Origin of the sequence: Spirosoma sp. (assembly GCF_048594605.1) — a bacterium.
In the GTDB taxonomy this organism is placed as follows: Bacteria; Bacteroidota; Bacteroidia; order Cytophagales; family Spirosomataceae; genus Spirosoma.
Window position 1 is genome coordinate 1 of sequence record NZ_JBMDWV010000121.1, and the last position, 22274, is coordinate 22274.

The 22274-nt window shown below is 47.1% G+C and carries 20 protein-coding genes and 1 tRNA gene; 9 read left to right on the plus strand and 12 right to left on the minus strand.

The annotated features are described in order from the left end of the window. Window positions 1-70 precede the first annotated feature (70 nt). The 3 genes from rlmN to ACOJS8_RS07440 form a co-directional block, all read right to left on the minus strand. On the minus strand, window positions 71-1114 hold the full coding sequence (gene rlmN, locus ACOJS8_RS07430) for a 23S rRNA (adenine(2503)-C(2))-methyltransferase RlmN (RefSeq protein ID WP_420147909.1): 1044 nt from the start codon (window positions 1112-1114) through the stop codon (window positions 71-73). A gap of 34 nt (window positions 1115-1148) precedes the next feature. Continuing rightward, window positions 1149-1679 (minus strand): CvpA family protein, encoded by a 531-nt coding sequence (locus ACOJS8_RS07435; protein WP_420147910.1) that lies wholly within the window; start codon window positions 1677-1679, stop codon window positions 1149-1151. 68 nt (window positions 1680-1747) lie between these two features. Beyond that, the gene (locus ACOJS8_RS07440; RefSeq protein ID WP_420147911.1) at window positions 1748-2197 is read right to left on the minus strand and encodes a GatB/YqeY domain-containing protein; all 450 of its coding nucleotides are present in this window, start codon (window positions 2195-2197) and stop codon (window positions 1748-1750) included. A 167-nt stretch (window positions 2198-2364) separates the two neighbouring features. Between ACOJS8_RS07440 and ACOJS8_RS07445 the strand changes: the two genes are divergently transcribed. After that, window positions 2365-3087, plus strand: coding sequence for a pyridoxine 5'-phosphate synthase (locus ACOJS8_RS07445; protein WP_420147912.1), 723 nt, complete (start codon window positions 2365-2367; stop codon window positions 3085-3087). Here the strand turns inward: ACOJS8_RS07445 and ACOJS8_RS07450 are convergent. Together ACOJS8_RS07450 and ACOJS8_RS07455 are read right to left on the minus strand one after the other, a co-directional pair. Beyond that, window positions 3084-3725, minus strand: a complete 642-nt coding sequence (locus tag ACOJS8_RS07450) for a Uma2 family endonuclease (RefSeq protein ID WP_420147913.1) — start codon at window positions 3723-3725, stop codon at window positions 3084-3086. The genes ACOJS8_RS07445 and ACOJS8_RS07450 overlap by 4 nt on opposite strands. A 32-nt stretch (window positions 3726-3757) precedes the next feature. Next, window positions 3758-4339, minus strand: coding sequence for a hypothetical protein (locus ACOJS8_RS07455; protein WP_420147914.1), 582 nt, complete (start codon window positions 4337-4339; stop codon window positions 3758-3760). 191 nt (window positions 4340-4530) lie between these two features. Between ACOJS8_RS07455 and prfA the strand changes: the two genes are divergently transcribed. Beyond that, the gene (prfA, locus tag ACOJS8_RS07460) at window positions 4531-5604 is read left to right on the plus strand and encodes a peptide chain release factor 1 (protein WP_420147915.1); all 1074 of its coding nucleotides are present in this window, start codon (window positions 4531-4533) and stop codon (window positions 5602-5604) included. Window positions 5605-5699: 95 nt separating this feature from the next. On the opposite strand, the gene ACOJS8_RS07465 is transcribed toward prfA, so the two are convergent. From ACOJS8_RS07465 to ACOJS8_RS07490, 6 genes are all read right to left on the minus strand, one after another. Further along, entirely contained in the window at window positions 5700-6647 is a 948-nt protein-coding gene (locus ACOJS8_RS07465; RefSeq protein ID WP_420147916.1) for an SMP-30/gluconolactonase/LRE family protein, read from the minus strand. A gap of 10 nt (window positions 6648-6657) precedes the next feature. After that, the gene (locus ACOJS8_RS07470) at window positions 6658-10113 is read right to left on the minus strand and encodes a ThuA domain-containing protein (RefSeq protein WP_420147917.1); all 3456 of its coding nucleotides are present in this window, start codon (window positions 10111-10113) and stop codon (window positions 6658-6660) included. 85 nt (window positions 10114-10198) lie between these two features. Next, entirely contained in the window at window positions 10199-10780 is a 582-nt protein-coding gene (locus ACOJS8_RS07475) for a TIGR00730 family Rossman fold protein (RefSeq protein ID WP_420147918.1), read from the minus strand. A 119-nt stretch (window positions 10781-10899) separates the two neighbouring features. After that, window positions 10900-11658, minus strand: a complete 759-nt coding sequence (locus ACOJS8_RS07480) for a succinate dehydrogenase/fumarate reductase iron-sulfur subunit (RefSeq protein ID WP_420147919.1) — start codon at window positions 11656-11658, stop codon at window positions 10900-10902. A gap of 94 nt (window positions 11659-11752) precedes the next feature. Further along, window positions 11753-13690 carry a fumarate reductase/succinate dehydrogenase flavoprotein subunit gene (locus tag ACOJS8_RS07485; RefSeq protein ID WP_420147920.1) on the minus strand — a complete coding sequence of 646 codons (1938 nt, stop codon included), beginning with the start codon at window positions 13688-13690 and terminating at the stop codon, window positions 11753-11755. Between the two features lie 100 nt (window positions 13691-13790). After that, window positions 13791-14486 (minus strand): succinate dehydrogenase cytochrome b subunit, encoded by a 696-nt coding sequence (locus tag ACOJS8_RS07490; RefSeq protein ID WP_420147921.1) that lies wholly within the window; start codon window positions 14484-14486, stop codon window positions 13791-13793. 383 nt (window positions 14487-14869) lie between these two features. On the opposite strand from ACOJS8_RS07490, the gene fabD reads away from it, so the two are divergent. The 4 genes from fabD to ACOJS8_RS07510 all read left to right on the plus strand — a co-directional run bounded on the left by fabD (window position 14870) and on the right by ACOJS8_RS07510 (window position 18730). Next, window positions 14870-15745: an ACP S-malonyltransferase gene (gene fabD / locus ACOJS8_RS07495; protein ID WP_420147922.1), complete on the plus strand. Its 876-nt coding sequence runs from the start codon at window positions 14870-14872 to the stop codon at window positions 15743-15745. Between the two features lie 125 nt (window positions 15746-15870). Next, window positions 15871-15941: transfer RNA gene (locus ACOJS8_RS07500), tRNA-Gln, on the plus strand. Window positions 15942-16234: 293 nt separating this feature from the next. Beyond that, complete coding sequence (locus tag ACOJS8_RS07505) at window positions 16235-17875, plus strand: hypothetical protein (protein WP_420147923.1); 1641 nt, start codon at window positions 16235-16237, stop codon at window positions 17873-17875. Window positions 17876-17881: 6 nt separating this feature from the next. Beyond that, entirely contained in the window at window positions 17882-18730 is an 849-nt protein-coding gene (locus ACOJS8_RS07510; RefSeq protein ID WP_420147924.1) for a hypothetical protein, read from the plus strand. Between the two features lie 116 nt (window positions 18731-18846). Here the strand turns inward: ACOJS8_RS07510 and ACOJS8_RS07515 are convergent, their stop codons facing one another. Next, window positions 18847-19251: an Hsp20/alpha crystallin family protein gene (locus tag ACOJS8_RS07515; protein ID WP_420147925.1), complete on the minus strand. Its 405-nt coding sequence runs from the start codon at window positions 19249-19251 to the stop codon at window positions 18847-18849. A gap of 290 nt (window positions 19252-19541) precedes the next feature. On the opposite strand from ACOJS8_RS07515, the gene hemC reads away from it, so the two are divergent. The 3 genes from hemC (at window position 19542) to ACOJS8_RS07530 (ending at window position 22216) form a co-directional block, all read left to right on the plus strand. Next, window positions 19542-20471 carry a hydroxymethylbilane synthase gene (hemC, locus tag ACOJS8_RS07520; RefSeq protein ID WP_420147926.1) on the plus strand — a complete coding sequence of 310 codons (930 nt, stop codon included), beginning with the start codon at window positions 19542-19544 and terminating at the stop codon, window positions 20469-20471. Next, entirely contained in the window at window positions 20468-20905 is a 438-nt protein-coding gene (locus ACOJS8_RS07525; RefSeq protein ID WP_420147927.1) for a GNAT family N-acetyltransferase, read from the plus strand. Before hemC ends, ACOJS8_RS07525 begins: the two co-directional genes overlap by 4 nt. A 63-nt stretch (window positions 20906-20968) precedes the next feature. Continuing rightward, window positions 20969-22216, plus strand: a complete 1248-nt coding sequence (locus ACOJS8_RS07530) for an ABC transporter permease (RefSeq protein WP_420147928.1) — start codon at window positions 20969-20971, stop codon at window positions 22214-22216. Window positions 22217-22274: the final 58 nt, after the last annotated feature.

The window sequence follows — 22274 nt, forward strand, 5'->3', positions numbered from 1 at the left end:
CCAAAGCCATTCGGGTCAAAAACCATCCGGTCATGAGACGCAAGGTATTACCGCACCAGCGGACCGGTCTCTACTTCTTACCTGCCAATTGCCCACAGGCGGCATCGATGTCTTTGCCCCGGCTCCGGCGTACATTCACCGTGACGCCTTTACTGTCCAGAAATCCAGCGAATTTATCCAGTGTCTGCGGATCAGTATTTTTAAAATTCGCTTCGGCAATCGGATTGTATTCGATGATATTCACTTTGGCAGGAACGCGTTTGGTGAATTTCCAAAGCTCCTGCGCATCCTGCAACGTATCGTTGAAATTATAAAAGAGGATGTATTCGAACGTAATGCGCGTACCCGTCTTTTTGTAAAAATAGCCTAGTGCATCGCCCAGCGCCTGAAGTGTATTGCTTTCGTTGATCGGCATAATCTGGTCGCGTTTCTGGTCGTTAGCCGCGTGAAGCGACAGCGCCAGATTAAATTTCACCGCATCGTCACCAAGCTGACGTATCATTTTAGCAATGCCCGCCGTTGAAACCGTTATCCGTTTCGGCGACATTCCTAATCCTTCAGGCGACGTAATACGCTCTACCGACTCCAGTACGTTTTTATAGTTCAGCAGCGGCTCGCCCATACCCATGTACACAATGTTCGAGAGGGGCACGTCGTAATTTTCCTTCGCCTGGCGGTCGATGGCTACAACCTGGTCGTAGATTTCAGAAGCATCGAGGTTGCGTTTACGATCCATATACCCCGTCGCGCAAAACTTACAAGTGAGCGAACACCCCACCTGACTCGATACGCAGGCTGTCATTCGATCTACGTCGTCGTTACGTAGCGCCGGAATCAGGACACCTTCCACTAAGTTTCCGTCGAATAAGCGAAATGACGACTTGATCGTACCATCACTGCTACGTTGCTCCTGATCAACGGACAGGGGTCGAATTTCAAAATTAGTTTTGAGCAACTCACGCGTTGGCACCGACAGATTGGTCATCTGATCGAACGACAAAGCCGATTTTTTCCAGAGCCATTCCTGAATCTGTTTAGCCCGAAAGCCCTGCTCGCCGTGTTGCGTAAGCCAGTCCTTAAGTTGAGAAGTTGTTAGTTTGCGGATATCCTGCATGTTCAATGATTGAATGGCTGAGTGATTGAATTACTCAGTCATTATTTTCTGCCTGCCATTTTTTCCCGGCTTCCAATCCTTTGGGGACCCATACCGCAGCTTTGTCCATCACAATCGGAGCAATGGGCCGAATGTAGGGGTATAGAAACGCGCTTTCGGTATGGCGGGCAGGGATTTTGACGTTCATATAGCTTAACAACCAAAGGATTACACTAATTCCAAAGATCCATGTAAAAAGTCCTACGGTAGCTCCCGCTACGCTATCGAACGTACCCAACAACGTATATTTCAACGATCGGCGAATGGCCAAACCCATCTGATTAATCATCAGGATCGTGGGAAAGAATATGATCGAAAAACCTAAAAATGGCAGTATTTTTCGCGCCAGTTCACGACTGATATACGGGCTGAGCAGATCAATACCAAACGCCAGAAATTTGAACCCAACAATCATGGCGATGACAAACGCAATAACCGCAACGATCTCCACCAGCAGACCTTTGCGATATCCGTTAAAAGCCCCCCAGGCGAGGGGAATCAGCATGAGTATGTCGAGTGTATTCATGGAAAGGGGGAATAGGCCATGGGGCATAGGGCATGGGGTGTTCCACCCTCTGCCCTTACGCCTATACCCTACGCCAATAACGTTTTTACCATCGCCGAAATGGCTTTCCCGTCGGCTTGTCCGGCGAGTTCTTTGGTTGCCGTGCCCATCACTTTGCCCATATCCGACGGGGCCGATGCACCAATGCGAGTGATGATGGCCTGTAGCTTTTCTTTCAGCTCATCTTCCGAGAGCTGCTTCGGCAGATAATTTTCAATCACCGCGATTTCGGCTTCTTCAACTGCCAATAAATCCACGCGATTCTGCTGCCGATAAATGTCGGCTGAATCTTTACGTTGTTTGACAGCTTTGGTCAGAATACGGGTTTCGTCTTCGGGTTTAAGGTCGCCAGACTGGCCTTCTTTGGTTTCCTCGAGCAGAATCATCGACTTCACAGCCCGTAAGGCGCGAAGTTTATCCTGATCTTTAGCCAGCATTGCCTGCTTAATATCGGCGTCAATTTGTTGTTTCAGATACATAATTTTAAGGAGTGAATTAGTAAATGAGCGATTGAGTACATAAAAGATCCGCCGAAGCAGTCAATAAACTCAGCCTCCATTCTGAACCTTCATTGTTTCGACAAAGTTACGAAACCAGTGAAGCAATTCGCTCAATCATTTATTTGCTCATTTACTCATTGAGAAAAATGACTCGCTTATCCGTTAACATCAATAAAATAGCCACGATACGTAACGCGCGGGGTGGCAATAATCCAGACTTGGTAAAAGTGGCCCTCGACTGTGAACGTTTCGGTGCCCAGGGCATTACGGTACATCCCCGACCCGATGAACGGCACATCCGATATCAGGACGTACTGAATTTGAAAGACGTAGTGACGACAGAATTTAATATTGAAGGTAACCCCGATGAACGGTTTATCGAATTGGTAAAACGGGTTAAACCTGAGCAGGTAACGCTCGTACCCGATGCGCCGGATGCCATTACGTCCAATGCTGGCTGGGATACGATACGTAACGCCGAACACCTGCGCAGGTTGGTTGATACGTTCAAATCGGATGGTATTCGGGTGTCTATTTTTGTGGATGCCGACGAGCGGATGATCGAAGGAGCGAAAGCGGTGGGTACGGATCGCGTTGAGCTTTACACGGAACCCTACGCGGCTCACTACGTTCAAGATAGGGAAGCAGCCATTGCGCCTTTCGTCAAAGCCGCCCAACGTGCCAACGAGTTAGGCCTGGAGTTGAACGCCGGTCACGATCTGAGCCTGGAAAATTTACGTTATTTTGATGAGCAGGTTCCTGGTTTAAAGGAAGTTTCCATTGGCCATGCCCTCATCTGCGATGCCCTTTACTACGGCCTTGACAACACGATTCAGATGTACCTGCGTTGCCTGAGTCCAGCTATTTAGACAGCCAGAGGTGTTTTGCGATAAATAGAACGTAGCGGTAAAGCTATGTTACCTAACTGAACAGTATCGTCGAGGGAGCGATAATCAGCATCGAACCACTGTGCCGGTTGCTCAGTACGTGAATAGATACGCACAAACACCTCTTCCTGACTAACGAAAAGAATATGTTTCAGGGAAGGAATCAGCCGGTACTGATCAAGCTTATCCGACTGGTCGTAAGCCCTTGTACTTTTCGATAAGACTTCAACAAGGATTTCCGGATTTTTGATACGTGCTTTTGATACACGTCCACTTGATAACGTTACGTAATCAGAAGGGCCGTTAATAACCGACAAATCGGCGTTAAACTCAGCTTTTCCTTCTTCAATACAAATTTTCACATTGCTGCCCAGTACCCGGTAGCTGGGCTGGTCATCTAATTGATTGCTAAACAGCACAATAAGTTGCGCTATTAACTGCTCGTGCAAATCAGTTGCCTGACTCATAGAAATAATCTCACCAAATAAGAACTCAATCGTATACGGAACGACTTCGGCCAGTTCCAGATAGTCTTCCCACGTAGCGGGCACGCGAATCACGTCCGGTGCTTCGTCACGCTCCTGAAGCGTCATAGGAATTTTAGGGGCAACTGCTTCCATGTTTCAGAGGATATCGATTCCAGTAAATATACTTATCTTTTCTTTGAGGCACTCATGCGTCGGATCACTTCGCGCTTCTTAAAACCCAGATGCCAAACCGCAAAGGGAGTTTCCTGTTTCCCAAAACAGGCTTCGCAAATCGGATTATCGGCTGGAATTGCTACGTTATACACAAACGACGTATCGCTGGTTTTTTGAATATTCGCAATCGTTGCCTGCTTTTGTTTCGCGCTGTATAAGTAAGCATCCAGAATTTCGCGTTCTTTCGGGTTTAGCGATTTATTCTGAATGTCTGAAGGCCCCAGGAGTCTGATATCCAATACGTACTGTTCAGCAATCGCCTTTGTTCGCGGCAAATTCTGTAACTGGCAAAGTTTACTACGTTCGTCAGGATCGGTTGTCTTCTCAAGCTGAGCCGCCAATTCTTTTTGTATTGTGGCACTTACGCGTTCACCGAGTTTATCGATGGTTTCGGTCAGATCGGCATCTTTAATCCGTTTAATTTTCGAATCGGCCATTTCCTCCTTCAGCTCATTGGTATAATGAACCCGCTCAGGATTACAGGCGAATAAAAGACTGATTAACAGACCAGAATACAGCAAGGAACGTATCATAAACAGGAACTTAAATCGACTAGGCTTCGTCATTTATAAACGGCAACACACTCGTAGACGACTTGGTTGCAACCGCAATAATAATGCCGAACCACCGGGATGCCGGACCACACAATTTTCGTAATTTTGTTTTTTTATAAGTTGTCTACTCTTCCTGCCAAGTTCAGGAACAGCCAATAAAGTTATAACTCATGCTCGACCAGTTAGAAGCCATTCGTGAACGCTTCAACGAAGTATCTCAGCAAATTGTGCAACCGGAGGTCGTTTCCGACCAGAAACGGTTCATGAAACTGAGTAAAGAATATAAGGATTTAGAAAAGATTGTCCAGCAATATCAGGCGTATACGCAGTTGCTCGAAGAAATCGACAATGCGAAGCAGATTATCGCTACCGAAAAAGACGAGGATTTTCGGGAATTAGCCAAAGCCGAACTGGACGAACTGTTGCCACGGCGGGAAACGCTGGAGGAAACGCTCAAGGAAATGCTGATTCCGAAAGATCCGAACGACAGTAAAAACGTCATTCTCGAAATTCGGGGCGGTACGGGTGGCGACGAAGCGGCCATTTTTGCGGGCGATATTTTCCGGATGTATCAACGTTTCTGCGAGAAAATGGGCTGGCGTATGTCGCTGGTCGATTATACCGAAGGTACGTCGGGCGGTTATAAAGAAATTGTCGCCGAGGTTGAAGGTGAGGATGTATACGGCAAGCTAAAATTTGAGTCGGGAGTACACCGCGTTCAGCGCGTACCGGCTACTGAAACGCAGGGACGCATCCATACCTCAGCAGCCAGTGTGGCTGTACTGCCCGAGGCTGAAGAAGTGGACGTTGAACTGAACATGAACGACATTCGGAAAGATACGTTCTGTTCGTCGGGCGCGGGTGGTCAGTCGGTAAACACGACGTATTCGGCCGTTCGGCTCACCCACATTCCGACGGGTCTGGTGGTGCAATGTCAGGATGAGCGCTCGCAGTTGAAAAACTTCGACAAAGCGCTGACGGTGCTACGTTCCCGATTGTACGAAATCGAGTTACAAAAGCACAACGAAGCAATTGCCTCGCAACGGAAAACGATGGTGGGCAGCGGTGACCGTTCCGACAAAATCCGGACGTATAATTATCCGCAGAGCCGCGTAACCGATCACCGTATCGGCCTGACGGTTTATAACCTTCCGGCAGTGATGGATGGCGATATTGGCGAATTCATTGAACAGCTACGTATCGCCGAAAACGCTGAACGACTAAAAGAAGGCACAACAGCTTAGTTAGTGAGTAACCCCTAAATCCCCTAAAGGGGACTTTGTCTGTAAGTGAGCAAAGTCCCCTTTAGGGGATTTAGGGGTTTTTAGACTTTAGGGGTTTATTCTACGCCTTTCACGCGCATTGGCAGGGTATAAACGGATTCGGTGGCGGTGATGAATAGCGTCTTACGATCTTTTCCGCCGAAGCAAAAATTGGCAACCCAACGAGACGGAACCGGAATATTCCCGATTTTTTTACCCGTTGGATCATAGACCGTGACGCCCCGCCCCGAAATATACAGGTTTCCCTCACTGTCCAGCGTCATGCCGTCTGACCCCTGCGAAACGAAAAGCTGGCGATTCGCTAACGTACCATCGGGATTGATCTGATACTTGTAGGTTTTATTCGCCCGAATGTCTGCTACGTACAGGTTTTTGCCATCGGGTGTCCCCACAATGCCGTTCGGCTGTTGAAAATCACCGTCAACGAGTATGGCTTCTTTCGCTCCTTTCGGCAGATAATACACTTTTTGCCCATCGATATCCGGTTTTTTGCGTTCCCAGTAATCGCGTTGGTAATACGGGTCTGTCATGTAAATACCGCCTTTTGGATCAATCCACAAATCGTTGGGACCGTTCATGCGCTGGCCTTTAAAATCAGTAAGCAGTACGGTAACTTTCTTGTCGGGGCTAATCGACCACAGTTCATCTTTCTCGTCGGCACAGGAAATAATGTTGCCTTTTTTATCGAAATACAAACCGTTGGAACGACCTGTTTTATCCATAAAAAGCGTCAGCTTTCCATCCGTATCGTATTTCCAGATTTTATCGTTAGGCTGATCCGTGAAGAAAATATTTCCCTTTTTATCCGGGGCCGGGCCTTCGGTAAAGGAGAACTGGCTCGAAATTTTCTGCAACGTAGCACCCGGAGCCACCACCGATACCGAATCGCTGATGGAGGGTACCGACTGCCCAAATACGTAGCCGGAAAATGTAAAAAGCGTTGCTGTGAAAAAAATTGATCGCTGGAACTGATTCATAGTGCGTTTTTCAACAAGTCTGTGCATAAAATTATCGTTACTCGTCAAACTGAATGCTGGTTAGTTTGAGTATTCTGTCGTTAGGTTTTGTGCGTTTGATGGCGAAGAAATAGACATCATGCTTCCCAGAAACGGGCTTGTCAATTTTTCCGGTTATCGTTTTCAGCTTATCGAATGAATCGGTTGGGCCATAGACCGTTGTACTGATGATTGGGCCAGCCTGCGAGTCGATACGTACCTCAATCTCGCCCGACTGGTCGCCCGAACCATATTCATACACCAACTGCTTAATACCGGTTAAATCAATGTTTTTCAATAAGATATACGATTTATGCGCCCCCGGCGACAGGTTATTTCCGAATCGGGCAAACCCCGGATGCGCATCGGCATAAATCGACATAACCTTTGCATTACGTAGCGTCACTACGTCGGTACCTGTCAGTGGGCCAATTACTTTTTCTCCCTTATCAGTGTACGAAGCCAGCATCGTGTACTGTCCACGCAGATCGTTTTTAGCATGATCTTTTAGCACCAGACTACTTTGAGCAGGCAGGGAAGTTGGAGCCAGTTGTTTATCCGTTATTGAGAAAATATACTGGACCATTTCCTGCGCATCCTGCGTAGACAACTGCGGGTGGGCGCTCATGACGTGCTCTTTCCCCCAGTTTCCTCCACCCCCTTTTATAATTTTTGAAGCCAGTTGATCCACTGCTCCCGTCTGGCCTTTATACTTCTGCGCAATAGCTATAAATGACGGACCCACGGATACTTTGTCGACCGTATGGCAGGCTTTACAATCGCTACTCGCCACCAGCGTTTTGCCCAGTGAATTGGTTTCCACTACGTCCAGCGACGGCGTTTTACCCGACGCGCTTTCCAGCGTACTTGGCTGCGGATTATAGGCGTACTGGACTTTTAACCGTTTCGGATCAATGGTTTTCTCTTCCACATCACTCGCCTTAACGGCATACGTAAACGGTTTCCCTTCCCAGAAGAAGGACTTGTTACCCGCGCTGGTGATCGCTACATTTGGTTTGGTATTTCCAACTTTCACAAGCAACGTATCACGACCAATCAGGCCGGCCCGGTCTGTAACTTTTAGGATGGCTTTGTACGTACCGGGTTTTGTGTAGGTATACGTAGCGTTAGGCGTTGTGGCGCCAACCGTTTTTCCATCAAAAAGCCATTGATACGTAACCTGATCGTCATCGTCCAGATCTTTCGTTCCCTGACTGGCGAACGTAACACGTAGCGGAGGCTGTCCGGCAGCTTCGCGCAGTATAGGAAGTTTCCGACGTTCTGAGGTTAAAAAAACAGATTTATCAACCTGAGCCTGTGCTGCTGAATCAACCACGCTGGCCTGAACAATTGGCGCCCGATTGCCGGTGTTGTATTCAATTTTCACCAGACGAGCATCTTCATTATCAGCACCATAGACCGAACCGTACTCAAGCATATACATGACGCCATCGGGCCCAAAAGCCAGATCAATCGGTCGGCGAAAATCGCCATTTCCAGCCATGAAGGGCTCGCTACGTACGTAATTCTCTTTCTCATCGAAACGTAGTGCCATAACCCAGTTGCGCATCCAGTCGAACACAAAAAGCGACCCGTCGTAGTAATCCGGAAACTTGTTCGGCGACGTAGTATTCTTGTTGAATGTGTAAAACTCGCCAGCCATGGCGCTACGTCCGCCCAGGCCTAATTCAGGAAATTCGTCCGAAGCTGCGTACGGATACCAGATCATGGCGGGCGTAGCGGGTGGCAATTGATTTAGCCCCGTATTGTTCGGCGAGTTATTGACGGGTGCCGTTGGGTCGAACTTTGGACCAGCGGTTTTGGTCGCAAAATCCCATTTTGGATAGGCGTAATTGTTGCCCACAAAATACGGCCAGCCAAAATTACCTGCCTTTTTTGCCTGATTAAATTCGTCGTAACCACGGGGTCCCTGAACACCCTCTTTACCCGCATCCGGGCCGATTTCGCCCCAATACACTACGGATGTTTTTGGATTTATGGCAATACGGTATGGGTTCCGGCAGCCCATTACGTAGATTTCTGGCAACGTTTTGGGGGTGCCTTTTGAAAACAGATTTCCACTTGGAATCGTATAGCTACCGTCCGGTTCAGGATGAATACGTAGCACTTTCCCTTTCAGATCGTTCGTGTTTGCTGCCGAACGTTGTGCATCCAGACTGAAGTATTCTTTGCCGGGCCGCTCATCAATGGGTGCATACCCATCTGATGGAAACGGACTGGAGCCATCGCCCGTCGATAGATAAAGATTCTCGTCTTTATCCCAGGCCAGCGAGCCGCCGTGGTGCGAACCACTGTTTTTCTGAACAGGCACTTTCAATAAAATTTTCTCAGACGCCAGATCCAGTACGTTCTCTGGGCTTACTTTAAACCGGGATAGTTGAAAAGCCAGCGTTTCTTCGGTCAATCCGCCGGGAGCGTAATACAGATAAACGTATTGATTTTGAGAGAAATGCGGATCAAGCGTCAGCCCGATCAGCCCTGTACCACCCATATTTGTGATCGGAAATTTATGCACGAGCTTGTGCTTCCGGGTGTGCGTATCGTACACCGAGAAATTGCCAGACATCTCCGTAAAAAATACGCGTCCGTCGGGCGCTACGGCCACTTCCATTGGTGCGTTCAAATCATTGACCAGCACCGTTTTCACGAAGCGATTTTGCTCTGGCGTTACTTTAGAATACGCTCTCCGATAATCCAGTGGTTTGTTTTCGCCGATAGCGTACTTGATTCCACCCAGAATATGCGCCAGAAACAGCGGCTCACTGAAACTTTCGTCGGTATGCCCTCCCCCTGTGTAGAAAGCCCGACCGCCATCAAATTCGTGATACCAGCTAATATGATGATTTGCGCCGTTCGTGCCACCGTCGTAGGAGCCTTCGTCCAGATCGGCCAGAACTTTAATTCCGGAATAAAACGAACGATAATTGTACCATTCATCAGTACGCTCCCAGCGGTCGGGCAGCATTTTCGTCGCCTGGAAGGTTTTGTCTGTTACGTCGACCGTAGCCTTACGTACGTTCGGATTGTGTGGATGACTGGAAAAATGGGCACCCATCAATTTGGCGTACCATGGCCAATCGTACTCAGTATCGGCAGCGGCATGAATACCCATGTAGCCTCCACCCGCCTGAATGTAGCGCTCGAAAGCGGCCTGCTGCTCGCCGTTCAGTACGTTGCCGGTGGTACTGTTGAAAATAACAGCCGCGTATTTTTTCAGATTATCGTCGGTGAAAAGAGCCGCATTCTTTGTCGTATCAACCAGAAAGCTGTTTTCCTGACCTAGTTTCTGAATAGCTGCAATGCCAAACGGAATAGAGGTATGTTTCCAACCTTTAGTTTTTGAGAAGATCAGCACCCGGGGCGGGTCAGCCGACGTTCGGACGGTCATCCCGGAATAAAGCAATAACGTAGCGCTGAGTAGGCTAAGGCAACAGAGTTTAAGAGAAAAGGACATAATTCAGGAAAAGGCTGAGGAATACGCTTTTCTCTGAAAGTCTACGATTGAATTGTTATACCGATTTCGGCTGTATATTTCCCTGCTACGTCTTTTCGGGGGTTAGCCATTTGCCTACAACCGGCGGATTATAGGAATGCATCTGCTGTAATAAATCCTCTACGGTACGGCTTACAAGCATCATATCGCGATTCACAGGTTTAAGTAAACCACTGGTTACCATTGTATCGGCCAGTGACAGAAGTCCATCATAATACCCGTTGATATTTAATAATGCTACTGGCTTTTTATGCAGCCCAAGCTGCCCCCAGGTAAGCATCTCAAAATACTCTTCTAATGTACCGTAACCGCCTGGGAGAGCAATTATCCCATCTGAAAGCTCATGCATCTTTGTTTTCCGCTCATGCATGGATTCTACCAGAATCAACTCGGTCAGGCCTTCATGGGCAATCTCTTTGGTACGTAGAAACGTAGGTAACACCCCAATTACCTTACCTTGCTTCGATAAGGCACCATCGGCCACTGCACCCATTAAACCTACTTTAGCGCCACCGTAAACCAGACCTATTTTACTGGCTGCTAACTGCTGTCCAAGCTGATACGCCATTTCCATAAAAGCCGGATCATGACCAGGGCTAGAGCCGCAGAAAACAGTAATTCGTTTCATAATTTTATTTTACAGTGAACTCTCAATCTTACGTATAACAGTTTTTACAAAAACCACTTCTGTTTCTTAAACATAAGAAAGCCCGACCATTGCTGATCGGGCTTTTCTCGTTACGTTGGTTATCCCTGAACGTTATCAGAGCTTAGTTTAGCGCCGAGATACTCGCGGTTCAGACGAGCGATATGATCGAGCGAAATAGACTTCGGACATTCAACCGAACAGGCACCTGTGAAGGAACAGGCACCAAAACCTTCAGCATCCATCTGCGCCACCATCCGTTCGGCCCGCTCTTTATGCTCTGATTTACCCTGGGGCAGCAGAGCCAATTGAGAGACTTTAGCCGAAACAAAAAGCATTGCAGAAGCATTCTTACAAGCCGCTACACAGGCACCACAGGCGATGCAGGCAGCTGCATCCATCGCTTCATCAGCAATGCTACGCGGAATCAGGATTTCGTTGGCATCAACCGCCGATCCAGTATTAACGGATATATAGCCTCCCGCCTGCATAATCCGGTCAAAAGCCAAACGGTCTACCATCAGATCTTTTATGACCGGGAAGGCCCGCGCCCGCCAGGGTTCAACCACAATCGTATCACCATCGTTAAACGAACGCATGTGTAATTGACAGGTCGTCGCACCGGTTTGCGGACCATGTGCCCGGCCATTGATGTACATCGAACACGTACCACAGATTCCTTCGCGGCAGTCGTGGTCAAAAGCAACAGGCTCCTCCCCTTTCCGGGTCAGCGAATCGTTCAGTACGTCGAACATTTCCAGAAACGACATATCCTCCGATACGTTGTCCAGTTGATATTCTACCAGTTTACCTGGCGTATTGCTATTTTTCTGTCTCCAGACTTTCAGTGTGATTTTCATCTTACAAAAGTTGTAAGGTTATAAAGTCCTACAGTTGTCAAGTTTATCGTCAGTACACCACTTTATAACTCTACAACTGTATAACACAATAACTTTATTTATAACTCCGCTGTGTCAGTTTCACGTTTTCAAACACCAAAGGCTCTTTGTTAAGAACTTCTGGCTGGCCTTCACCCTGATATTCCCAGGCTGCTACGTAGGTGTAATTTTCGTCATCGCGAAGGGCTTCACCGTCTGGCGTTTGGTATTCCTCACGGAAGTGACCGCCACAGGATTCATTCCGGTTTAGCGCATCGTCAACCATCAGTTCGCCAAGTTCAATAAAATCCGCTACGCGGCCCGCCTGCTCGAGTGCCTGGTTCACTTCGTCAGCATCACCCAAAATTTTAGCATTGGCCCAGAATTCGTTACGTAACTCCTGAATTTTTTTCTTGGCAATCTGTAGTCCCTCAGCATTACGTGCCATACCGCAGTATTCCCACATAATTTGACCAAGCTCCTTATGCAGATCATCGACAGGCCGTTCACCTTTGATCGACAGAAGCTTCTGGATTTGCGCCTGAATTTTCTGCTCAGCCTCTTTAAAAGCAGGAGCATCAACCGGTATTTTATCAGCAGGGCCGATCGTTGCCAGGTAATCGCCAACGGTGTATGGAATGACAAAATAACCATCGGCTAAGCCCTGCATCAGCGCCGAAGCACCTAACCGGTTCGCACCGTGGTCAGAGAAATTAGCTTCACCAAGCGCATACAGGCCGGGAATGGTCGTCATCAGGTTGTAATCGACCCACAAACCACCCATTGTGTAGTGAACAGCCGGGTAAATCATCATTGGCGTTTCGTACGGGTTTTCGCCAGTGATTTTTTCGTACATCTCGAAGAGGTTACCGTATTTAGCCTCAATGGTTTTCAGCCCATCGCGCTTTATAGCATCGGCAAAATCCAGATAAACAGCCAGTCCCGTCTTGGCAACACCCCGGCCTTCGTCGCACATGTTTTTAGCGTTTCGGGACGCTACGTCGCGTGGGACCAGGTTACCGAAGGATGGATAACGACGTTCGAGAAAATAATCCCGGTTGTCTTCCGGCAAGTCGCTGGCTTTGAGTTGCCCCTTTCGGATTTTCTCGGCATCTTCTTTTGTCTTTGGCACCCAAACGCGCCCGTCGTTACGTAGTGACTCTGACATCAGCGTCAACTTCGACTGATAGTGACCCGATACGGGGATACAGGTTGGGTGGATTTGCGTAAAGCAGGGATTTCCGAACACCGCCCCTTTTTTATGTGCACGCCAGGCAGCCGTTACGTTGCAGCCCATTGCATTGGTTGACAGGTAAAATACGTTACCATAGCCACCTGTGCAGAGCAACACCGCGTGTCCTGAATGCGATTCAATTTTACCCGTAATCAGGTTACGCACCACAATACCCCGCGCTTTACCGCCCTCAACAACGAGGTCAAGCATTTCAGTACGTGTATACAGCTTTACTTTTCCGGTAGCTACCTGACGGCTCAACGCTGAGTAAGCTCCTAGTAATAACTGCTGTCCAGTCTGCCCACGAGCGTAGAACGTACGCGATACTTGTGCGCCCCCAAATGAGCGGTTTGCCAACGTACCGCCATACTCACGAGCAAATGGTACGCCTTGGGCTACGCACTGGTCGATGATGTTAACGCTGACTTCTGCCAATCGATAAACATTACCTTCGCGAGCGCGATAATCGCCCCCTTTGATGGTATCATAAAACAACCGGAATACGCTGTCGCCGTCGTTCTGGTAGTTTTTAGCTGCGTTAATACCGCCCTGAGCAGCAATAGAGTGTGCCCGTCGTGGACTATCCTGATAGCAGAATGCTTTAACGTTATACCCTAGCTCTGCCAGCGATGCTGCAGCTGATGCCCCGGCTAGGCCAGTACCTACTACAATAATATCGTATTTACGCTTATTAGCTGGGTTAACCAGTTTCAGCGCAAATTTATGCCGTGCCCATTTCTCGGCTAACGGACCTTCAGGGATTTTAGATTCCAGTTTCATTCGTCAAATTTTGAATGAGCGAATGATTAAGTGATTGAATGACTGAAGTACTAAAAGGCTTGTAGCTGTTCTCCAATTCAGTCGTTCAATCACTTAATCATTAAATTATATGGTGAACCTGCAAATAGACGTAGATCGGCATTGCTGCGAAAGCCGCCGGAAGAATAATGGCGAAGAAGTATTTCCCCAGAAACTCGATAACAGGAGTATACTTCTTATGGCGCATACCCAGCGACTGAAAACTGCTCTGGAAGCCATGCCACAGGTGATAGCCCAGCACAACCATCGAGAGAATATACAGCGCTACGTACCACAGTTCACCGAAGGCTACCTGAACAACAGAATAAAGGTCTTTGTACTGCTTTCCGTCGTATTCAGCCATCGGAACAGACCCAAAATGCATTTCGTACCAGAACGTCCGCATGTGAACGACTATAAAAAACAGGACAATCGCACCCAGGATGCCCATGTTACGCGACGACCATTCGCTGTTCGCTTCCGGTTTGCTGTAGGCATACTTTACAGGTCGGGAGGCCTGATTATGGCGTGTCAGCACAAAAGCCATCAACGCATGAACCAGAATAGACGTGTAAAGCAGGTACGAAACAGTCATAATCAGCGGATTATGCGTCATGAAGTACGTATACTCATTGAAAGCCCGTCCACCGTCACCTTTGAATAGCTGGAGATTCCCAGCCGCGTGAACTATCAGAAAAGAACTTAAAAACAGTCCCGTCAGCGACATTATAACCTTTCGACCGAGGGAGCTGGACAAGGTTTGTGTTACCCAAGCCATAGGATGAACGACACGAAATTTTAGTGGTAAACGATTGAAAAAAAGCCGCTTTATACGGCGCATCAAAACTAAAGCACAAACCCGATGGAAACAAGATTAAGCGCCTATATGAGCCCGTTAATAACTTATTTACAGTCAATATAAATTAAGAAAACAGGCTAATTGAGTAACCCTGTGTTAACATTGATAGTTTACTGAATAAAGTTTTTTTAAGAAGAAGTTAGAGTAGCTATCACTTTAAGGCCGGCTGGCGCTCAAGGCTGACACTATGGCACTGGCAGTAAGTTTCTTACAACTAATAGAATAATTTCCTTTTTGAACAACAATAATTATCCATCTATTTTGCAGCTATTTGCCGTTTTATTCACTAATAGGCACCTACAATGAAAGCATACGTATTTCCGGGTCAGGGTTCCCAGTTCCGAGGCATGGGCCAGGACCTTTATCAAAATTCAGAAGCCGCTCGCCAGTTATTCGATCAAGCTAACGATGTATTAGGCTACAGCTTAACCAGTATTATGTTCGAAGGTTCTGATGAGGACCTTAAACAAACTATTTATACACAGCCCGCGGTATTCCTGCACGGTGTTGTACTGGCGATGACCACCGATTCGTTTTCGCCTGATATGGTGGCAGGTCACTCACTCGGCGAATTATCGGCGCTCACAGCTGCCGGCGTGCTTTCGTTTGCTGATGGATTGCGTTTAGCCTCTGTTAGAGCAACCGCCATGCAACGAGCCTGTGAATTGGCCCCTTCTACTATGGCCGCCGTGTTAGGACTAGCTGATGAGGTTATCGAAAAAGTGTGCGCTGAAATTACCGAGGAGATCGTGGTTCCGGCCAATTACAATTGTCCTGGCCAGGTTGTTATTTCCGGAAGCGTAGCGGGTATCCAACTGGCAGAAGAACGTCTGAAAGCCGCCGGAGCGAAGCGAGTAGTACCTTTAGCTGTAAGTGGTGCCTTTCACTCGCCCTTTATGGAACCCGCACAAACGGAGTTTGCCGAAGCCGTTGAACGTATGCCTTTCAGCACCCCACGCTGCCCGGTCTATCAAAACGTGAACGCTCAAGCCGTAACTGACCCAAGTCAGATCAAGGCAAACCTGATTGCTCAACTGACCTCGCCGGTGCGCTGGACGCAGTCCGTTGAGCAGATGGTAGCTGATGGAGCCACCGAATTCTTTGAATGTGGTCCTGGCAAAGTACTTCAGGGATTGGTAAAGAAGATTAGTCCGGCCACTCCGGTAATAGGCATTTAGCCCATAACACTACGTTGTGGCTTAGGAAATAAGCTCGCTAAAATAGAGAAACATCGTTTTTTTTCGAGACTGTATTTGCTTTTGACACCCCATAACTGTTATCTTTGCACTCGCAATTACAAAACAGCCCGATAGTATAAGGGTAGTACGACAGATTTTGGTTCTGTTTGTCTAGGTTCGAATCCTGGTCGGGCTACACAGAAAAGCCGCTTAGCGTTACGTTAAGCGGCTTTTCTGTGTTTAAGCCTTCAATACGTTCCGTTTGGTCATCAAGCTTTGCTTTATTTATACGACCGCATACTAAGAACTCTTGCAAAAGGAATACCCCCAAAATTAACTTTATATCATCTGTAGATTAGGCCGTTAATGTCCTACTGACTGTGAGATTACAACCTACTGACAAAGTGCTGTTTATCAAAGTCATGCTTTCAACGACTAAGGCTTTACTTACCTGTTTCCGATTCAGTCAGATTTACGATCTATACATGTATGGCACAGGCGTCTACTTCCGATTTTACGGATGATATCAAGAATCAACTCAAGGCCATATTGGTCGGCAGCTTCGCTTATGGTTCCGTATTTCCATTGATTTTGCGCACGTTTAGCGCCGTTATCCCAACTACGCCTTCTACACAATCGGTCATTTTTCATGTCGTCAATATTATTTATTTTATTATCCCTCTACTGATTGGGGCTATCGTATGGCTCTTTCTTAAAAAGAATGATGCAAACGATCTGCTTTTCAAAACAGAAGGGCTCTCTCTTTTCAATATTGACTCCGGCCAGAAGTGGACAATTAAGCATGCACCGGCAATAGTGCTCGTACTACTCGTTGTAACTGGATGCGCGGTGATTGTTAGTTCACATCACGGCCCGAATTTAATTTGGGTGCTATTCGCTACGTATTTGCTAATTACAGGTGGGGCTTTGGCCTGCTGCCTTTATTTATATCGAAAACTGAAGCTTCCTTATTTATCAAAAAGCCATAAGAGTTATTTCAAACAAGCTGCCACACGAATCTGGCTACAGGCAGGAATTGGCGTACTGCTTTCATCGGTCCTTTTCGGGATTTCCACTACCTTTTTTTTTCGCCAGCACGAAAAGGTTGATTTTTGGAAAGCAGATACTCAAGAAGATTCGACGTTATCCATCAAAATGCCTTTTCAATGGGAAGAAACGTCAAAACGTATCGACTCATCGCTGGTCAAACCGATAAATGGCTGCTTCACAGAGGTTTCTAACGAAGCGAACGTATTAACGGCTACCATGACAGACTACAATGACATTACAATCCGGATCAGCCCAGCCCCCAAACAACAAGAAATTTTAAACAAGACATTGCCTTTAAAAGCGGCTGATTCGTTACGTAACCAGCTTATAACAGCTTACTTGCTGACAAAAAAATTGCTGAAAGCCTATTCTGGTACGGACTCTCTTGATACGTTGCTACAAAAAATTAACGCTTCGGGGCAGGTTCAGGAACTTGAACAATGTTATTCTTTATCGCTCGATTCGATCAGGCAGAAAAAACCACATGCCGATGCGTTGTTTACGCCAACCATGCAGCTTTTCCGAGCCAACCAGCTCATGCCATTAGCCGATAACCTTTCCGAAGCCGCTGATATTCTGCGACTTCAGGCCGATGAGCGTAGTCGTTTTTTTCTGGCAGAATGGGTGAATATCAATCGGATAAAAGGCTTCTTTTTTCTATCAATTTTTTTGAATCTTTTGCTTTTTGCCTGGCTTATTATCCGCCTGACAAACGAAGTTCTTATTCGCAATCCGAAAGCTCAGCCTTCGACAGATTCGCCCAAACAATACCGTGAATTAATAAGCCTGCGCTACTTCATCACCATTGTTTTATTACTGATCATACCCTTATTCCGGACGATTGATGCCAGCACAGTAAACGCATCGCACCCGTATTGGTTTTTGAATCTGCCGGAACTGGTGAACAACGTAGTACAACCTTTGCCCAACACCGCAGCCAATGCAAATTATGGTCAGAATGAAGTTACCAGTCGGCTCGACCTCATCGACCAAAAAGTGAAAAGCCTAAGCGAGGCCGCGAAAAAACTGGAGAAAGTATCAACCAACACACGTAGTGATCTGCACGATATGAAATACTAATGGCTTATGAAATCGATTCTCTTTATCAGCCTCTTTATTGTTACGTTCCGTGTTGCCTCTCAACCGGCTGAATGCGACTGCAAGTTTGTACACGCTCCCAAAACAGGCCGACAACCTCCCGCCGTACCTACCTTTAAATATAATCGAACGTATGCGCAAAATATACTGCATCAGCGTATTGCCGAGGATACGATAAGTGCCATCAGACAGACAATCGACGCAGTTGATGCACTTCTTAAAAAACACTTCGACGATGAAATAAAAGAACAGCTACGTGGGGTGCGCGATAGCTACGAAGATCGTAAATACCTGAATGCCAATAGACATGCTCAATTTCTGTGCGCACTGGATTCGCTTTCGCTGGTACTGGAAATGGAGAAGAAGCATTTCCATTCCATTCAGTTTGTTTCAAGTATCAAGCCCATATTCCAGGCCTACCTGAATAGCCTGAATATTTACCACGATCAAAGCCGAAATCTGGTCAATTGGCATACTGTAATTCAGCGACTGAGTGCCAACCATAAAAAAGTTCACTACGCAGGCATATACGAAGGTCGTATAAACATCTATAACCAGTCGTACAATTTTGTTGAGCTATGTAAAAACAATCTTCTCAAAGAATTTAGCATTCTAGAGCTGGCCTTAGTTGCCGATTCGCTACGTAATCAACTCGTAGGGGTACAGAATCAGCTTGATACGTTGCAGCAGCATTTCAATTCGAAGAATAAAGTTCTTCAGGATAGTTTAAATAACCTGTCAGCCAAACTGACCCGTACGCACACCGATACGTTAGTACAAACCATCCGGAATGCCCGCTACTCAAAAAAGCATAGACGTATCGTTATCAGGCTCTAATTATCTACTACGTTCAACTGTATAAAAACAATGAAGCCGCTTCCGTGAAAGCGGCTCAGACTCATCTATAGGAAACAGGACTTATTAACAGTCCCGGAGGGGAACGCAATACGCGTTTAGAAGAGATTTTTAATATCGATCCTGCGGTGCAACTGCTCTTCGTCTTTAAAGGGCAGCATTACGCGCACCTGACCATGCTCATGCACAGCTTCTATTTGATCAACATCTACAAAAGACGGGATATCCAATACCCGCAAAAACATCGGGACGGCTAAACGTTGACTGCCATTTTCGTCTTTCTGGATCGATGTGCTAACCAATAGCGTATAGAGAACGAGCTTGCTTCCCTCAACCAGCACATTAAATGAGTTGGCCTTCACACCGGGAGCTGCCAGGGTAATCACCAGACATTCGTCCTCACGCTCAACGTTTATCGTGGTTTGAGCCGACCCACCATAGAGCGTATTCAGCAAATCAATCTGACCGCCTGTACCCTGAAATACATTTTCTATCGCTTTCATAATGGTGTTATTTACTGTTCAAGTACTATACTATAGACAAACCTCGTGCCTAAGCGTTTAATCCGCCTTCCCCCGACATGATGGCAGTAAATTTTCTTCTATAACCAAGCAAATAATGCCTTTTTGGCACTGTGAGCAGTCATTTAGAAGATTTTCAGCTCAAAATGTCTGTGAACAAAGTCCAACGGGAGTGTTGCGATTTATGGTCTGTCTGTGGTTTGCATTCTACACATCGCCACAATAAAATACACAGTTAAAACCTGATTCTCATGCTGTATCTTTGTTAAACTATGCATATTCGAATTGGAACGCGAAGCAGCCGGCTAGCTGTCTGGCAAGCGGAATACATACAAACGTTATTGAAGCAGGGGGACGTAACGTCCGAATTAGTATTTATTGAAACCAAAGGTGATCTCGTTCTCGATCGGTCGCTGGCGAAGATTGGCAGCAAAGGCATATTCACGCAGGAGTTAGAAGATCAGCTTCGGGAAGGTACGATTGACATTGCCGTACATAGCGCAAAAGATCTTCCTTCAAACTTACCTTCTGACCTTAGTATCATTGCGTTTACGGAGCGCGAACAGGCAAACGACGTACTGGTCAGCCGAAATAAAACGCTGTCGCTACGTAGTGGAGAAGCTTTTCGTATTGGTACGTCATCCACACGGCGGGTGGCTATGCTTAAGCATTTCTGTCCTCACTTAGCTACCGTCGATATGCGGGGAAACTTACAAACGCGTATCCGGAAGCTCGATGAAGGTCAATGCGATGCGCTCTTACTGGCCTATGCGGGTGTACACCGAATGGGCTATGATGATTTAATTGTCGAGCATTTGCCTATTGACGATTTCGTTCCTGCTGTTGGTCAGGGGAGCGTAGCGATTGAAGTGGCTACGTCCGCATTAGCCAAAGATGTCAGCGACACACTTACACGTCTGATCAATCACGAGTCAACGGCCGCTTGTCTTCGGGCAGAACGAGCGTTTTTAGCCCGACTCGAAGGTGGATGTAGTATTCCGTCCTTTGCGTTAGCCCAGTGGACCGACGAACAAACGATTCGATTGACGGGGGGTCTGGTTAGTCTGGATGGTAGTCAGTTACTACGTGAAACCTTTTCCGGTGCAGCCAGCGAATCTCCGGCATTAGGTCATGCACTGGCCGAAGCCATTCTGGAACGTGGGGGCGACGAATTATTACAAACCATTCGCAAACAGCTATGATCCTGAAAATTGCTACGTCGGATGAGGATATCAAACGGTGTTTACCCGCGATGCTGGCGCTACGTTCCCAATTAACTCCTGACCTGGCTTTTGAACGAATTCGCTTTCAGCAAGCGAACGATGGATTTGTACTGGCCTTCGTAGAAGACGCTACGTTAGCGAAGCCGGTTCCTGCTGTTATCGGTTATCGGTTTATGAATTTACTGTATAGCGGCAAAACGCTTTATATCGACGATTTATCAACACTTCCCGAAGCACGCGGAAAAGGCTATGCCAGCGCCTTGCTCGACTTCGTTATTGAAGAGGCTCGAAAAGCGGGCTGTCAATGCGTATCGCTGGATTCGGGACAAAATCCGGCTCGTTACGATGCTCACCGACTATACCTGAACAAGCGGTTTAACATTGTCAGTCACCACTTCAAGCTGGATTTGTAATAGTGGGCTGATTCAGTAATTTGCATCTGCTTTCCCCGGTAAGACGGCTATCAACCTGTGCCTATGAATCTTTTCCGAATTAGTTGGAGTAATCTGCGAGACAAACCGCTGAGCAGTTTTTTGAGTGGATTGCTGATGACCTTTGGTATCACTATTATCTCGTTGCTTTTGCTGTTAAATAAGCAGTTGGACGATCAGTTCCGCAAGAACATCAGGGGTATCGACATGGTGCTGGGGGCCAAAGGAAGTCCGTTGCAATTGATTCTCTCCAGTATCTATCAGATTGATTCCCCCGTAGGCAACATTCCACTTGAAGAAGCTGAACGTCTGACACGTAACCCAATGATCAAAACGGCCATTCCGCTGTCGATGGGTGATAATTACCGATCATTTCGGATTGTGGGTACGAACAAAAAATACCTGGATCATTTTGGGGCTACGGTTGCACAAGGCAAATTATTTCAGCAGGATCTGGAAACGGTTATTGGCCCCCGCGTAGCTGAAGTTACAGGTTTAAAGGTCGGCGATACGTTCGCCAGTTCGCATGGCCTGGATGAGGAGGGGGAAGCGCACGCCGATTCGAAATATAAAGTTGTAGGGATTCTGAGCCCAACCAATACCGTAACGGATCAGTTGATTCTCACCCCCGTATCGAGCGTATGGGCCATTCATGAGCATGGAGAACATCATGAAGAGGGTGAAGCCCATGAGGAAGAGGAGCATCATGACCACGAAGCCGGTGAAGCCCACGAAGAAGAACATGAAGAGCACCGTGAGATTACAAGTATGCTCATCAAGTTTCGAAATCCAATGGGTATGATGCTCGCACGGGGTATCAATAGCAATTCTAAACTTCAGGCCGCCCTTCCAAATATTGAGATTAACCGTTTGTTCTCCTTACTGGGCGTGGGTGTCGAAACACTACGTGGCCTGGCTATTGTTATCATGCTTATTTCGGGCATCAGCGTGTTTGTATCCCTCTATAACTCGTTGAAGGAGCGACGCTACGAAATGGCGCTGATGCTATCGATGGGCGCCACTCGGGCACAATTGTTTGGAATGCTCCTGCTCGAAGGCCTGGTGTTGGCCCTGATTGGTTTTGTGCTCGGTATTTTATTAAGCCGGGTTGGGCTATGGCTCTTTTCAAGCAGTGTCTCGTCGGAGTACCATTACAATCTGGCCGCGTTTGGCATTCTACCTGAAGAGTGGATACTGCTGGGAGTCGCCCTACTGATTGGCTTACTGGCAGCCGCTTTACCTGCCCTGGGTGTTTACCGCATGAACATCTCCCGGACGCTGGCCGAAGAATAAGCTTTTCAGGCATAAGGGTTACATATTACTCTCTGTAGTATAAAGCGTTACGTCAACA

What these genes read in the sequence shown, in the direction of transcription:
- rlmN (WP_420147909.1), bottom strand. Translation starts at nt 1,114, where the DNA reads ATGCAGGATATCCGCAAACTAACAACTTCTCAACTTAAGGACTGGCTT.
- ACOJS8_RS07435 (WP_420147910.1), bottom strand. Translation starts at nt 1,679, where the DNA reads ATGAATACACTCGACATACTCATGCTGATTCCCCTCGCCTGGGGGGCT.
- ACOJS8_RS07440 (WP_420147911.1), bottom strand. Translation starts at nt 2,197, where the DNA reads ATGTATCTGAAACAACAAATTGACGCCGATATTAAGCAGGCAATGCTG.
- ACOJS8_RS07445 (WP_420147912.1), top strand. Translation starts at nt 2,365, where the DNA reads ATGACTCGCTTATCCGTTAACATCAATAAAATAGCCACGATACGTAAC.
- ACOJS8_RS07450 (WP_420147913.1), bottom strand. Translation starts at nt 3,725, where the DNA reads ATGGAAGCAGTTGCCCCTAAAATTCCTATGACGCTTCAGGAGCGTGAC.
- ACOJS8_RS07455 (WP_420147914.1), bottom strand. Translation starts at nt 4,339, where the DNA reads ATGATACGTTCCTTGCTGTATTCTGGTCTGTTAATCAGTCTTTTATTC.
- prfA (WP_420147915.1), top strand. Translation starts at nt 4,531, where the DNA reads ATGCTCGACCAGTTAGAAGCCATTCGTGAACGCTTCAACGAAGTATCT.
- ACOJS8_RS07465 (WP_420147916.1), bottom strand. Translation starts at nt 6,647, where the DNA reads ATGCACAGACTTGTTGAAAAACGCACTATGAATCAGTTCCAGCGATCA.
- ACOJS8_RS07470 (WP_420147917.1), bottom strand. Translation starts at nt 10,113, where the DNA reads ATGTCCTTTTCTCTTAAACTCTGTTGCCTTAGCCTACTCAGCGCTACG.
- ACOJS8_RS07475 (WP_420147918.1), bottom strand. Translation starts at nt 10,780, where the DNA reads ATGAAACGAATTACTGTTTTCTGCGGCTCTAGCCCTGGTCATGATCCG.
- ACOJS8_RS07480 (WP_420147919.1), bottom strand. Translation starts at nt 11,658, where the DNA reads ATGAAAATCACACTGAAAGTCTGGAGACAGAAAAATAGCAATACGCCA.
- ACOJS8_RS07485 (WP_420147920.1), bottom strand. Translation starts at nt 13,690, where the DNA reads ATGAAACTGGAATCTAAAATCCCTGAAGGTCCGTTAGCCGAGAAATGG.
- ACOJS8_RS07490 (WP_420147921.1), bottom strand. Translation starts at nt 14,486, where the DNA reads ATGGCTTGGGTAACACAAACCTTGTCCAGCTCCCTCGGTCGAAAGGTT.
- fabD (WP_420147922.1), top strand. Translation starts at nt 14,870, where the DNA reads ATGAAAGCATACGTATTTCCGGGTCAGGGTTCCCAGTTCCGAGGCATG.
- ACOJS8_RS07505 (WP_420147923.1), top strand. Translation starts at nt 16,235, where the DNA reads ATGGCACAGGCGTCTACTTCCGATTTTACGGATGATATCAAGAATCAA.
- ACOJS8_RS07510 (WP_420147924.1), top strand. Translation starts at nt 17,882, where the DNA reads ATGAAATCGATTCTCTTTATCAGCCTCTTTATTGTTACGTTCCGTGTT.
- ACOJS8_RS07515 (WP_420147925.1), bottom strand. Translation starts at nt 19,251, where the DNA reads ATGAAAGCGATAGAAAATGTATTTCAGGGTACAGGCGGTCAGATTGAT.
- hemC (WP_420147926.1), top strand. Translation starts at nt 19,542, where the DNA reads ATGCATATTCGAATTGGAACGCGAAGCAGCCGGCTAGCTGTCTGGCAA.
- ACOJS8_RS07525 (WP_420147927.1), top strand. Translation starts at nt 20,468, where the DNA reads ATGATCCTGAAAATTGCTACGTCGGATGAGGATATCAAACGGTGTTTA.
- ACOJS8_RS07530 (WP_420147928.1), top strand. Translation starts at nt 20,969, where the DNA reads ATGAATCTTTTCCGAATTAGTTGGAGTAATCTGCGAGACAAACCGCTG.